Source organism: Acinetobacter sp. ANC 4558, from assembly GCF_002135375.1.
In the GTDB taxonomy this organism is placed as follows: domain Bacteria; phylum Pseudomonadota; class Gammaproteobacteria; order Pseudomonadales; family Moraxellaceae; genus Acinetobacter.
This window is the reverse complement of record NZ_NEGH01000002.1, coordinates 292,704-306,521: the sequence shown is the minus strand read 5'-3', so window position 1 is coordinate 306,521 and position 13,818 is coordinate 292,704. Positions and strand designations below refer to the sequence as shown.

8 protein-coding genes are annotated in these 13,818 nt (G+C 37.4%); 4 read left to right on the top strand and 4 right to left on the bottom strand.

What is annotated here, in order from left to right:
- Positions 1 to 3 precede the first annotated feature (3 nt).
- The 4 genes from B9T31_RS03830 to B9T31_RS03815 all read left to right on the top strand — a co-directional run bounded on the left by B9T31_RS03830 (position 4) and on the right by B9T31_RS03815 (position 8,866).
- On the top strand, positions 4 to 3,093 hold the full coding sequence (locus B9T31_RS03830; protein ID WP_086180640.1) for an efflux RND transporter permease subunit: 3,090 nt from the start codon (positions 4 to 6) through the stop codon (positions 3,091 to 3,093).
- On the top strand, positions 3,090 to 6,194 hold the full coding sequence (locus tag B9T31_RS03825; protein ID WP_086180639.1) for an efflux RND transporter permease subunit: 3,105 nt from the start codon (positions 3,090 to 3,092) through the stop codon (positions 6,192 to 6,194). The genes B9T31_RS03830 and B9T31_RS03825 overlap by 4 nt, the downstream gene beginning before the upstream one ends.
- Before the next feature lie 10 nt (positions 6,195 to 6,204).
- Positions 6,205 to 7,605: an efflux transporter outer membrane subunit gene (locus B9T31_RS03820; protein ID WP_086180638.1), complete on the top strand. Its 1,401-nt coding sequence runs from the start codon at positions 6,205 to 6,207 to the stop codon at positions 7,603 to 7,605.
- A 220-nt stretch (positions 7,606 to 7,825) separates the two neighbouring features.
- On the top strand, positions 7,826 to 8,866 hold the full coding sequence (locus B9T31_RS03815; protein ID WP_086180791.1) for an NAD(P)/FAD-dependent oxidoreductase: 1,041 nt from the start codon (positions 7,826 to 7,828) through the stop codon (positions 8,864 to 8,866).
- A gap of 89 nt (positions 8,867 to 8,955) precedes the next feature.
- Here B9T31_RS03815 and gltP read toward each other — a convergent pair whose 3' ends face one another.
- The 4 genes from gltP to B9T31_RS03795 all read right to left on the bottom strand — a co-directional run bounded on the left by gltP (position 8,956) and on the right by B9T31_RS03795 (position 13,804).
- Positions 8,956 to 10,251, bottom strand: coding sequence for a glutamate/aspartate:proton symporter GltP (gene gltP, locus B9T31_RS03810; protein ID WP_086180637.1), 1,296 nt, complete (start codon positions 10,249 to 10,251; stop codon positions 8,956 to 8,958).
- A 246-nt stretch (positions 10,252 to 10,497) separates the two neighbouring features.
- Entirely contained in the window at positions 10,498 to 11,598 is a 1,101-nt protein-coding gene (locus B9T31_RS03805) for an ABC transporter permease (protein WP_086180636.1), read from the bottom strand.
- Positions 11,595 to 12,725: an ABC transporter permease gene (locus B9T31_RS03800; RefSeq protein WP_086180635.1), complete on the bottom strand. Its 1,131-nt coding sequence runs from the start codon at positions 12,723 to 12,725 to the stop codon at positions 11,595 to 11,597. The genes B9T31_RS03805 and B9T31_RS03800 overlap by 4 nt, the downstream gene beginning before the upstream one ends.
- Entirely contained in the window at positions 12,725 to 13,804 is a 1,080-nt protein-coding gene (locus B9T31_RS03795; RefSeq protein WP_086180634.1) for an HlyD family secretion protein, read from the bottom strand. The genes B9T31_RS03800 and B9T31_RS03795 overlap by 1 nt, the downstream gene beginning before the upstream one ends.
- Between the last annotated feature and the right edge of the window lie 14 nt (positions 13,805 to 13,818).

Genomic DNA, 13,818 nt, shown 5'->3' with positions numbered 1-13,818 from the left:
GATATGAATATATCGCGTTTTTTTATATTGCGTCCTGTAGCAACTGTACTTTTGATGTTAGCTTTATTGTTTAGTGGATTGCTTGTTTGGCGTTTTTTACCTGTTTCTGCTTTACCGCAAGTCGACTATCCAATAATTCAAATCTATACGTTTCAATCTGGTGCGAATCCAGATACGGTACAACGGACAATTACAGTTCCTCTAGAAAGAGAAATGGGGAAAATTGCGGGTTTGAAGCAAGTTTCTTCAACCAGCTCTGTGGGGGCTTCAGTAATTACATTACAGTTTGAATTGACAGCAGACCTAGGGGTTGTTGAACAAGAAGTTCAATCTGCATTAAGTACTGCCAGTAGTAAATTACCGCGTGACTTAGCTGCGCCACCTGTCTATCGGAAAGTAAATCCAGCGGATGTTCCTGTGATTACCTTAGCAGTAAGCTCAAAAACATTAGCTTTACCGACTGTTTATGACATGGTCGATACACGTGTTGCACAAAAACTTTCTCAACTTTCAGGTGTTGGAATGGTGAGTCTTGCAGGTGGACAGCGTCCTGCAATTCGTGTGCAAATGAATCCGACAGCATTAGCATCATTTAAAATGAGTGCAGAAGATGTGAGTTCTGCCATTAATGCCGCAAATTCTAATCAGCCTAAAGGCAGTTTTGATGGTCCTTTTCGGACAACAATGCTTGATGCAAATGATCAAATTCGTTCGATTGCAGATTATGAGAATTTAATTTTAAGATGGAATAATGGCGCACCAATTCGTTTAAAAGATGTTGCACAGATTATAGAGGGTAGTGAAGATCGCTATATGGCAGCATGGGCAGGTAGTGAGTCTGCTATTTTAGTCAATATCCAGCGCCAACCGAATGCCAATGTAATTCAAGTGGCAGATCAGATTAAACAAATATTACCAGAACTTCAAAAAAACTTACCAGATAATGTAGAAATACGAGTTTTGACTGACCGAACCGAAAGTATTCGCAGTTCGATTAAAGATGTACAAAAAGAATTAGTTTTTGCTGTTTGTCTTGTGGTTATGGTGACTTTTTTATTTTTAAGAAATTTTTCGGCGACCATTATTCCCAGTATTGCAGTGCCACTTTCGATTATTGGTACATTTGTACTCATGTATTTTTTAGGCTTTTCTATTAATAACCTCACGTTAATGGCTTTAACCATTGCCACAGGTTTTGTTGTAGATGATGCTATTGTCATGTTAGAAAACATTACTCGCCATCGGGAAGCGGGTGAAAGTTTATTACAAGCAGCACTTAAGGGCTCAAAGGAAATTGGATTTACACTCATTTCTTTAACAGTTTCACTTATTGCAGTGCTGATTCCATTACTATTTATGGGTGATATTGTCGGGCGACTATTCCATGAGTTTGCAGTAACACTTGCTGTTGCCATAGCATTGTCATTGGTGGTTTCATTAACCTTAACGCCAATGATGTGTGCTTATTTATTAAAAAATCCTAAGCCGAGAAAACATCAAGAAAAATGGGGGTTAGAGCCTGTTATTCAGCAATATGCTAAGGCGCTACAGTGGGTACTTCGTCATCAAAAAATCACTTTGGCTGTGATGTTCAGTACTGTCATTTTAGCTGGTGGATTATATTGGTTGATTCCGAAAGGATTTTTTCCAATACAAGATAGTGGTGTCATACAGGTCGTGACAGAAGCACCAGATGATATTTCATTTCAAGCGATGAGTGATCGTCAGCAAACATTAGCAGCTCAGATTTTAAAAGATCCAGCAGTTGAAAGCTTATCTTCATTTATCGGCATTGATGCAAACAATCCAAAACTTAGTAATGGTCGTATTTTAATTAATTTAAAACCTCATGCAGAACGAGATCAGGCGAGTCAGGTCATGGCACGCTTGAAAGTGCAATTCCAAGATATACAGGGAATACAGGGGTGGATGCAACCTGTACAGGAACTCAGTATTGAAGATAAAATTAGTCGAACACAATATCAACTGAGTGTATCAGCTGCAAAAAATGCAGATTTAGAAGAATTTACACCAATGCTCGTTAATGCATTACGTCAACAACCTGAATTTTCAGATGTGACTAGTGAAGAGGGCGGACAAGGGTTACAGGCATTTATTGATATTCATCGAGATGTTGCTGCTCGTTTAGGTTTAAGTGTTGAAGATATTAGTTTGGCTTTACAAAATTTATTTGCGCAAAGACAAATTGCTACGCTTTATACACAGTCGAATCAATATCGTATTGTATTGGAATTAGCATCGAATTTATCTAATGGCTTGGATGCCCTTAATCAAATATACATTCAAAATGCAGAAGGTGAGTCGATATTATTAAGTTCGGTTGCCTCCATTACACAGAAAAGAACAGCCACTATTTTACAGCAACAAGCACAATTTCCAGCACATAGTATTTCATTTAATTTAGCAGAAGGCATTTCTTTAGGTGAAGGAATAAAAGCTATTCAGCGTGTAGAAAATAACATGAAATTTCCTCCAGAAATTAGTATGAAATTACAAGGTGCAGCTGCGGCATTTGAAAGTTCTCTTGATCATACATTTTGGCTTATCGTTGCTGCTATTGTGACAATGTATATTGTACTGGGGATTTTATACGAAAGTTTTATTCACCCCATTACGATTCTTTCAACACTTCCATCCGCAGCAATTGGTGGATTATTGGCATTATTAATGGTCAACCGACCTTTAGATATGATTGCATTGATTGGCATTATTCTACTAATTGGTTTGGTGAAGAAAAATGGCATTATGATGGTTGATTTTGCTTTGGCAGCACAGCGCAATGAAGGATTATCACCAGAAAAAGCAATTTATCAAGCAGCATTAATGCGGTTTCGTCCCATTTTAATGACAACACTAGCAGCATTAGTGGGTGCAATTCCTTTAATGCTCGCATCCGGTTCTGGGGCAGAATTACGCCAGCCATTAGGCATTGTGATGGTTGGTGGCTTGATAGTCAGTCAACTATTAACCTTATTTACGACACCTGTTGTTTACTTGTTTTTTGATCGCTTTCAACGGTCTAACCGAGATATACATTTAGAAAAATCGAGTGAAACAGGGGGCATACTTTGAGTTTGCTTTCTATTTTTATTCATCGTCCTGTAGCAAGTACATTAATTGCGATTGCCATCGTATTGCTTGGAATATTGGCATATTTTCGGTTACCTGTTGCAGCATTACCACAAGCAGATATTCCAACGATTGTTGTTCGTGCGAGTTTACCAGGTGCAAGTCCAGAGAGTATGTCTGCAACGGTCGCAACACCTTTAGAACGGGCAATGATGGGTGTATCTGGAGTTAAAGCGATTAACTCGTCCAGTAATCAAAGTGCCACTCAAGTTGTATTACATTTTGATTTGAATACAGATATTAATGAAGCCGCAAGAGAAGTGCAGGCTGCAATTAACGTTGCTATTCCACAGCTTCCTTCAGGGATGCCGAGTCCGCCTGAATATTTTAAAATTAATCCAAGTCAAAGCCCAATTTTTTATTTAGCTTTGAGTTCGCCACATTTATCAGCGGGGAAGTTATATGAAATTGCCAGCAGTAGATTACAACCCAATTTAGCGCAAATTAATGGTGTCGGTGATGTCAGTATTGATGGTGCATCTATGCCAGCAGTACGAATTACTTTAAATCCGAATGCATTAATTTCACAAGGCGTGTCGTTAGAGCAAGTAAGAGCTGCAATTGCACAAAGCAATACTATACAAGCACTGGGTATTGTAGAGACCGCTGAATTGCGCTGGCAAGTTGCTCTTTCATCTCATTTAATGAATGCAGCAGATTTTGCGAATCTGGTGGTGCATAAAAATGCACAGAATATTGTTCGTTTAAAAGATGTGGCTGATGTTCAGGATGATGTTGAAAACCGTTATGTTAGTGGTTTTCATAATGGAAAGCCTGCGGTCATTATTAAAATTAATCGCCAACCTAATGCGAATACCGTAAGTGTCATTGAAGAAATCAAACAAAAACTCCCGCAACTCAGTTCACTTATACCAGCAGATGCTGAGTTGACATCGGTAATTGATGGTGCTGAGAATATCCGCGCTGGCTTAAATGAAGCAGGTAAGACGTTAGTCTTTTCGATGTTATTGGTGATTCTTGTGGTCGTTCTGATGCTAGGACGTTTACAAAGTGCATTGGTGCCAAGCATTGCAATGCTTGTAGCATTAATTGGAGCATGTAGTTTAATTTATCTTGCTGGTTTTTCATTAAATAATCTTTCAATTATGGCGGTAATTGTTGCTATTGGTTTAGTTGTAGATGATGCCATTGTTGTTTTAGAAAATATTGAGCGACATATAGAGCAAGGTGAAACACCATTACAAGCTGCTGTAAAAGGGATTCAAGAAGTTGGCATAACACTAATTGCAATGAATGCAACTTTGGTTGTTATTTTTATATCTGTATTATTTATGGGTGGGGTGATTGAGCGACTTTTCAAGGAATTTTCACTGACACTTATTTTTATTGTCATTTTATCAACGATTATTTCACTGGTATTAACGCCAAGTTTATCTGCACGTTGTCTCAAACCTTTAAAGCATTATAAAAATAATGTGTTATTTAAACTTAGTCATTCTTGTATGCAAAAACTCAATCATGGCTATTTACATTCTTTAAAGTGGTTAATTGGACATAGTTATATCGTCATTTTACTGTGGGGTGGTGCAATTGCTGCATCGGTTTATTTATATCAAACATTGCCCAAACGTGTATTACCAGAACAAGATACAGGACGAGTTACTGCTTTTATTCGTGGCGATGATGGATTTTCTTTTCAGGTGATGCAGCCAAAAATTGCTGATTTTAGTCAAAGTATTTTAAAAGATGCAGCGGTTAAGGATGTTGTGGGGATATCAGGCGGTTCGGGTGGAATCACCAATTCATTTTTCATGATTAGTTTAAAACCGAAAGATCAGCGAGATGGTGCTTCAACCTATGAAATAGTAGAACGAATTAAGCGAAATGCGCCATGGCAAGCGGGAGCTATTTTTTCAGCACGTGTCGAACAAGAGTTGGCATTAGATGATCCATTTTCAAGTGGGAGTGGGCAAGATTATACTTTACTCTTACAGTCAGATAATGTAGGACTATTACGTGAATGGGCGCCTAAAGTCGCTTTAGCAATGGAAAAGCTACCAGAACTTGAAGAGGTTGAAACCATAGGTGATGAGGGTGCTCAGCAGGTTATTTTAGATATTGATCGTGAAGCTGCCCAGCGATTAGGGGTCAATATTGAAAGTATTTCGAGTGTTTTAAATAATTCTTTTTCACAGCGTCAAATTTCGACAATTTATGATCAAAGTAATCAATTTCATGTGGTGATGGAAGTCGATCGACGTTTTACGGAGCATCCAGAGTCACTTGAAAATGTAAGCGTCCCAAATCAAGATGGAGAATATGTACCGCTGAGCAATTTTTCGACATGGTCTTATGGTCTGGCCAATGATCGTGTGTCACGCCGTAATCAGTATGCTGCAATGGGTATTGGCTATGTCGTGAAGAAGGAATATAGCTATGAACAGGCGGACGCAGCAATTCGAAGTATTTTACCAGAAGTGATGCTACCCAATGAGATCTTTGTGACTTCAGCAGAAGATGTTCAATCCTCTAGTTTACAATCTGGATTGAGTACACCTTTATTAATGCTCACTGTTATTTGTTTGATTTATATCCTTTTAGGCATTACCTATGAAAGTGTCATACATCCTTTAACGATCTTATCTACTGTGCCAGCGGTTGCTTTGGGTGCATTATTTACGCTCTGGTTATTTAATTTTAAATTTACACTCATTGCCTTGTTAGGAATGTTTTTATTAGTGGGTATTGTGGTCAAAAATGCCATTCTACTCATCGACTTTACCTTACAAGAACGGCGCAAAGGGGCGTCTGCATTGACTGCTGTGTTATCAGCCGCGTCTTTACGTTTTCGTCCAATTCTAATGACCAATACGGCAGCTTTATTGGGTGCAATTCCTTTGGCATTTAGCTGGGGAGAAGGTGCTGAGCTAAGGCAGCCACTTGGTGTTGTGATTGTTGGTGGGCTTGCTTTGGCGCAACTTCTCACGTTGTACACCACACCTGTAATGTATGTATTGCTAGATAAGTTTACACATTTATTTCAGCGTTCAAATCGTAAAACGATCTTAGATTTAGACAAATAGGAACATGTGTATGCACACTTTATTCTATAAAAATATGTTATGTCTTAGTGGCTTAGTTATTTTAACAGCTTGTGCTTCTACAGCAAAAATACGCCTATCAGAATATCAAAAACCTGAAATTCAAGCACATGAACAATATCGCTATGCGGGCTTAAATTGGCAAGAAACACAGTCCATCAACGTTTCTCGTGAAAATTGGTGGCATATCTATGAAGATCCTCAACTTAATCAGTTAATTCTTCAACTTAATCAGGAAAACTTAAATTTAAAGCAAGCAGAAGCACGATTTCGCTATGCGCATGCTTTGCTAGAGCAGCAACGCGCCGTTAAACAGCCGATGATTGTTGGAAGTGCTTCTATGAAGAGAGAAGGAGGCAAAAGTATTTCATCAGGTGGACGATTTGATAGTGATCTGCAAGTGAGTTGGATGCCCGATGTGTGGGGGCGAATTGCCAAAGCAATAGAAGGTCAACAAGCACATGTAGATGCAGCAAAAATTGATTTACAGGCGGTGAGGTTAAATCAGCAACTTTTGGCGATGCAAGCATATTGGCAGATTCGTACAATTGATGCACAGCTAGACATTTTTCAACAAACTGAGCTAAGTTATACACGTTCCTTACAGATTTTAAAAAATCAATATGCATCTGGAATGGTCGCCAGAGCCGATGTGATTCAAGCCGAGACTCAACTCAAGCAAGTACATATTCAACATATTGAAAAACAGCGTGAACGTCAATTACAAGAAAATATTCTGGCCGTATTGCAAGGAAAATCTGTTGCTGAATTTCAGTTGAATAAGCAACATCAGCGTATGCAAGCGCCTATAATTCCAACACAAATTCCAAGTAGATTGTTACTGCAACGACCAGATGTTTTATATGCAGAGCGTGAATTGGCTGCAAGTCATGCACAATTGGGTTTAGCACAAACAGCATGGTTACCCGATTTAAGTATTGGACTAAATACGGCAATCAATGGTCAGACATTTAGCCAACTTTTACAAGCACCACAATATTTATGGTCAGCAGGTGGAAAAGCAAGTGCTATTTTTATTGATGGTGGGAAGCGTAAAGCTGAGATTGCAGCAGCACAAGCCGATTATGATGAGAAAACACTAGCTTATAAGCAAGCCATTTTAAATGGATGGAAAGAGGTTGAAGATGCGCTTTTACAAGCAGCGAGCTTTAATCAACAAAAAAATGAGCAAAAACAACTTTTACAATTGGCATTAGAAAATGAGCGAGTGGTAAATCGCCGTTATCATTCAGGTTTAGTTAGTTATCTTGAAGTCACGAGTGCTCAAAATATTAGATTACAAGCTGAACAGAATGAACTAACACTGATCAAGATGCAATTTGATAATACGGCTCAACTCATTGCGGCAATGGGTGGAAATATATTGGATTGATAAGGTTATTTTGATTGAAAAAGAACGAATCGGTTGCGATTTTAATGACAATATGACTGTGGGTTAAATATATTTTTGATCTTCAATTAAATGAATGTAGTAAGATCAAGATTAAAATGATTTTAAATCGTAATGACTTGCGTTGAAGCGATGATAGGTCAAAAGGAAAAGTCCATTTTTATTTATTTGTGTTTAATATTATTGCGTAGAGATGGTAAGCATGCTTAACCCAAGAAAAAAAGTAGTGATTATTGGCGCAGGTATATTAGGAGCATCTGTTGCTTATCATCTTGCAAAACAAGGAGTCGGTGTAACAATTGTTGAAAAAGATCAACCAGCAAGTGGTGCAACTGGAAGTGCTTTTGGTTGGATAACAAGTGCTGTAGCGGATGATGCGCCGGATGTAATGCTGCGTAGAGCAGCTGTAACAGATTGGATGAATTTAGAACAGCACATTCCTGAATTAGCAATTCAGTGGAAGGGTTCTTTAAAATACGCTAAACCTCTTTCACAAAAATTACCCGATGAGATTATTCTGGCTCAAACCGAAATATCTCAACTCGTTCCTGCGATGAGTACACCACCACTCATTGGTTATTATACGCAAATGGATGGCGCGATTGATGCCAAAGAAGCGACACTAACTTTGTTAGATAAAGCATGTGAGCTTGGAGCTAGATTAAAAACACAAACAACGGTCACTCATCTGCTAAAAAGAGAGGGCGGCAAATTAGGTGTGTGTACTTCTCATGAAACTTTAGATGCGGATTGTATTATCTTAACCTGTGGTGTTGCGATTCCATCATTAACGGAGAAGATGAATATTCAGATTCCCGTACTTGCTTCTCCAGCAATATTGTTAAAATTTTCAGTACCCAGTCCAGTGGTGAATACCATTGTTTCGGGTGATGATCTTGAGGTGCGCCATACACGAAATGGAGATTTATTCGCAGCGGAAGATTATTTAACAACAAAAAACGTACAGGAAATTGCCAATGAGGCTCAAATTTCTATTCAAAAAAGATTGAAAGGAACAGTATCGATTTCTCTTAAACATTCATCTGTTGGACAAAGACCTATACCAGAAGATGGTGTTCCGATTCTTGGGTTTCTGGATGATCAGGAAGACATTTATATTGCAGTAATGCACCCTGCGGTAACCTGTGCTGCAACGATTGGAAAGTTAGTATCTGAAGAAATCATAGATGGTTTAAATCACAAAATTCCAGATAGTTATCGCCCGAGTCGTTTTAAAGGTTAAGTAAATTAGATTCAAATTTTGAATTTATTTTGGTGCTTTATTTCTAAAAAATTTAAAAGGGTGCAGATGCACCCTTTTAATTAATAAACTTAGAGTTCATTATTTTTAGCAATACTGTAATTCATTTGCTTTTCTTCATCGAATTGTCCTTCCCATTTACTAATGACAAGAACAGCCAGTGCATTTCCTACAACGTTTACCACAGTACGTGCCATATCTAAGATACGATCAATCCCTGCAATAAATGCGAGCCCTTCGAGTGGAATACCAACACTTCCCAAAGTTGCAAGAAGTACCACAAATGAAACGCCAGGGACGCCTGCAATTCCTTTAGAGGTAATCATCAGGGTAAGTACTAAAATAACTTGCTGAGTAACTGTCAGATCAATACCGTAAAGCTGTGCAATAAAGATTGCGGCTATACTCTGGTAAAGAGTAGATCCATCGAGATTAAATGAGTAGCCAATAGGTAGGACAAAACTAATAATTGGTTTTGGAGCACCATAAGCTTCCATTTTTTCCATAATACGAGGTAATACTGTTTCAGAGCTTGCTGTTGAATATGCAAGAATCAACTCATCTTTTAAGATTTTAATAATTGCCCAAATACTTAAATTGCAAAATTTTGCAACCAGCCCTAAAACAACAAAGATAAAAAATAACATCGCAGCGTAAACCAATACAGCCAGTTTAACCAATGGTAAGAGTGAACTAAAACCAAAGTTCGCAACTGTTGCTGAAATTAAGCCAAATACACCTAAAGGAGCAAATAGCATAATCATATGGGTTACTTTAAACATTGCTTCTGATACCGCATTAAGTACTTTTAAAAGCGGTTGCTTAACTTCATGTTCTAAAGCACCTAAACCTAGACCAAACATCACCGAAAAGAAAATGATCGGTAACATTTGCCCACTGGTCAGTGCAGTAAAAAAGTTAGCAGGAATTAAAGAAAGAATCGTCTGAACAATACTATGAGATCCCTCACTCACTTTGTGTGTGGTTTCTTGATAAGAAGAAATATCTACTTGCGTCAGGGCAGACATATCAATGCCTGCACCAGGTTGGAAGATATTTGCTGCAAATAGACCCACTAAAATAGCAATGGTCGTTACGATTTCGAAATATAGAATTGTCTTGAAACCGAGTTTGCCTATATTGCTTCCATGTGTTGTATTTGCAATACCATAAATAAGCATAGATACGACAAGTGGAATAACAATCATTTTAATGAGCGTGATAAAAATTGACCCCAGCGGTGTCAAAAAATTGATCACAAGTGTATCGCGGTATTCAGGAGAATAATGCAGGAAAGAGCCAACAAGGACACCTAAAATTAGAGCGATCACAATTTGCCATGCAAGGCTAATTTTATTTTTTTTCATACTCAGCTCTGCAAATAGAAGATTAAGAAGAAATAAACCCGCACTATTTCAGATGTATTTATGTAATAAATATCACATGAAATAATTTATAGGGTAGAGTTAATCTTTATTCTGCTACTTAAAGATGTAAATGACGTAATATTTTTGTAAAATGAATACCTGTTTGCATAATTTTGATACAGTTTTATATAAAATATCAATTAATGATTGCATTTTTATTGATGAATGTATGTTGTTAGACATTAATTAACTATAGTTTGTCGTATTTCTTAATCTATAAAATGCTAAAATAAGACAGATCAGACCAAAAGTAGCTAAATAAATTAACTTCGGAACAACAAGGCTTGTAGGTGCGCCCATTTGATTCAGTTGAATGAACATGTGTATGCCACTTGTGGATGGAAATATCGAGCCCATCCAATAAATCCAACTCGGCATTGCTTCAAAAGGCCATGCAATACCCGAAAGAAGAAATAAAGGTACAGAAGTAGAAACAATGACATGACCTACACGTTCAGCAGAATCCATGAATGTTGAGATCAACATCGCAAGTGCGACAATACAACCGACAAAAATAGGGACAGCAAGAAGCATTCCCCAAAAATTTCCACCATGTGGATAATCATAATACCAAAAGGTAAATCCAAAAAAGTATAAACAACCTAAACAGCCAACAGTAAATATTGCAAAGAAAATTGCCCAAAACTCACTGACTTTAGGAATCCATTTTTTCTCACGATAACCTGCAATTAGCATACCTAAACCAAGAATAATAGTTTGATGAATAATCAAGGAAGAAATTGCTGGAAATACATAACTACCGTAACCTGATAGTGTGTTATAGAGAGGAATTTTATGAATAGGCATCACAAAAGAAAATTGAGTAATATGGCCTAATTGCGAAATTTGTTCTTTTAAAGCTGCTTCTACTGAGGTTGCTAAACCTGCACCAATTGTTTTAGAAGCGAGTAAATTGGCAGCACTCAAATAAAATCCAACACCGCCAATTTCTCCTCGACGAAGGCTATTTGATAAGTTATCAGGTAATAACAAAATACCATCCGCTTTTTCTTCTTGTACTAATTTTTTTGCCTCAGCAAAGTTGCCAGTAATTGCTTTAACATGAATATTGGGAGAAAGATAAACAGCATCAATAATCTTTGATGTGGTCACGCTATTTTCTTCATCAACAATCACAATAGGTAAATTTTTAGGTTGTTGTGCCTCATATGCAGTTGGATAAAAGAAGCTATAGAAAAAAATTGAAAGGATTAGTGTCGATACAATCGGTTCACTTTTTACAATGTTTTTGAATGTTTCACCATAATATTTAAAAAACTCTCTCATGCTTTAAGTCCTTTAAGATATATTTTGAAAAACACCATAGATAGTGCGAAACAGATTATGCAAAAAATAACCAAAACAAGAAATGGCGTCAGTGAAGTCACAACAGGACTGCCGATAACCCATTGTTGTGTTTGTAATTTTGCATAATGGGTATATGGAATAAAATCTGACCAAAATTTAGTAAATAATGGTGCATTTGTTAGTGGAAGAGTAACACCAGCAAAACTTAAAGATGATCCACCATAAACTGCTAAAACACCGAAAGTTTCGAGTGATCTTTTGGTTGCAAATACAATTAAGCTACTAAATAGTCCATAAGCTGCATAGAATAAGATTTGAGCAACGATAATTAACCATAAATGTCCTGCAACAAACCAACCGCGAACACCAATGAGCCAAGCCATCCACACCCAAGTCCATACTGAAAAAATGATCACATAGACTAAGTTTTTAGTTAAAATGGCTTGAAAAAGTGTCTGGCCTTCTAACCATTGACTGGTCGTACGATTTTTCAGTTCCTGTCCGATAGAAAAGGCGACACAGCAAGACAATAAAAGATGAAAAATTGCAGGAATGACATAAGGTTCTAGATAAAATTCATAATTGAAATTTGGATTAAACAATAATGAAAATTTAACGTTGGGCGTGGGAATATTTAAATATGGAATATCATTACCAAGATATTCAGTTCCCATAAAATTTGCTGTTGCTTGTAATGTACTCGATAACATGGCAGAAGAAATCATATCACCAATACTATAATAGCTTTGGTTGTATGCCATATTGATTTCAGCATCTTTCCCTTGAACTAAGCGCTGTTCAGCGCCTTCAGGGATATGGATATATCCCCAAATTGTATTTTCATTGAGCAAGCGTTCAACTTGAACTTGGCTAGGAGAAATTGTTGTAATTTTAAGTTTTTCATTGAGTGAAATATAGTGTTCAATTTTATGACTTAAATTACTATTATCTTGATCAATAATTGCAATCGGAAGATGTTTAGGTACACCTTGGGCGAACATACAGCTAAATACAATAATTAAAAATAAAGGAACAATCGTCACCAGAGTCAGGTCCCATTTATTGGTGATTAAATACTTTAATTCACGCTGTATGCCGATCCACATTATTTTGTTGCCTCTTTTACCGTAAAGAGCACACTCATACCTACTTTCAAATTAGGCATATCATCAACAGGAACTAAATGGAATTTGAAACTCCGAATATCATATCCACCTGTTTGGCGAGTGGTTTTAATGGTGGCAAAATCTCCCTGAGGTTCAATTTCTTTAATTTTAAATTTTGCAGATTTATTGAGTGCAGGAATAAAGCCGTTTAACTCTTTCCGTTTGTAGATATCAGCATAATGATCTTCACGAACGTTTAGACTGACCCATGTTCTTTTTTCATCAATAATACTGACAATCGGAACACCCATAGCAACTAACTCTGAAACATTACCATAGGTTTTTGAAATAATTCCATCAATCGGGGAGTGTAGAAACGTTTCCGCAATCAATGAATTTACTTCATCTACTGCTGCTTGAGCAATTGCAACCTGTGCATCAGCCGTAGAGAGTTGCTGTGGTGTACTACCGCGCTTAGCTCGTAAATATTGTTGATATCCAGCTTCAGCTAATTGGGTTGAAGATGTTGCAGCCGCTTGCATTTCATCATGACGTTGTTTTGCAATAACGCCTTCTTGATAAAGTCTAGCACCACGCTGAAAGGTATTTTGAGCAAGTGCTGCTTGAGCTTTTAAGGCTTGCCAATTTGCATATAAGGTTTCTATATTTTCTATTTGTGGACCACGATCTGCGGTAGATTTTAATGCTAAAGCGGTCTGTAATGCAGCAAGTGCTTGTTTTTTCTGATTCTCCACAGCAGGGCTATGTAAGCGAACAAGAGGTTGTCCTTTTTTGACCAGTTCGCCACCGTCCACATATAACTCTTCTATACGACTAGGCACTTTGGTGCTGACATAGATCGTTTCTGCTTCAACACGACCTTGAAGTTCAAGTTCATCAGGTTGATAACTTTTCCATAAGCCAAAGCTGATTAAACTGATGACTAGAATAAGAAAAATTACTAAAGCAATTTTAAGCAGTGCTGCATTTTTTTTAGATAATGGAGCATCTTTTTCACTCTTTGTTTTTTCGGGTGAGTGATGCTCTGGAGTCTGCTCATTAGAAGGTTGATCAGTCATAAGTTCCTCACCAA

Coding starts and splice junctions, on each gene's coding strand:
- gltP (WP_086180637.1), bottom strand. CDS start 10,251: ATGAAAAAAAATAAAATTAGCCTTGCATGGCAAATTGTGATCGCTCTA.
- B9T31_RS03830 (WP_086180640.1), top strand. CDS start 4: ATGAATATATCGCGTTTTTTTATATTGCGTCCTGTAGCAACTGTACTT.
- B9T31_RS03805 (WP_086180636.1), bottom strand. CDS start 11,598: ATGAGAGAGTTTTTTAAATATTATGGTGAAACATTCAAAAACATTGTA.
- B9T31_RS03820 (WP_086180638.1), top strand. CDS start 6,205: ATGCACACTTTATTCTATAAAAATATGTTATGTCTTAGTGGCTTAGTT.
- B9T31_RS03815 (WP_086180791.1), top strand. CDS start 7,826: ATGCTTAACCCAAGAAAAAAAGTAGTGATTATTGGCGCAGGTATATTA.
- B9T31_RS03800 (WP_086180635.1), bottom strand. CDS start 12,725: ATGTGGATCGGCATACAGCGTGAATTAAAGTATTTAATCACCAATAAA.
- B9T31_RS03795 (WP_086180634.1), bottom strand. CDS start 13,804: ATGACTGATCAACCTTCTAATGAGCAGACTCCAGAGCATCACTCACCC.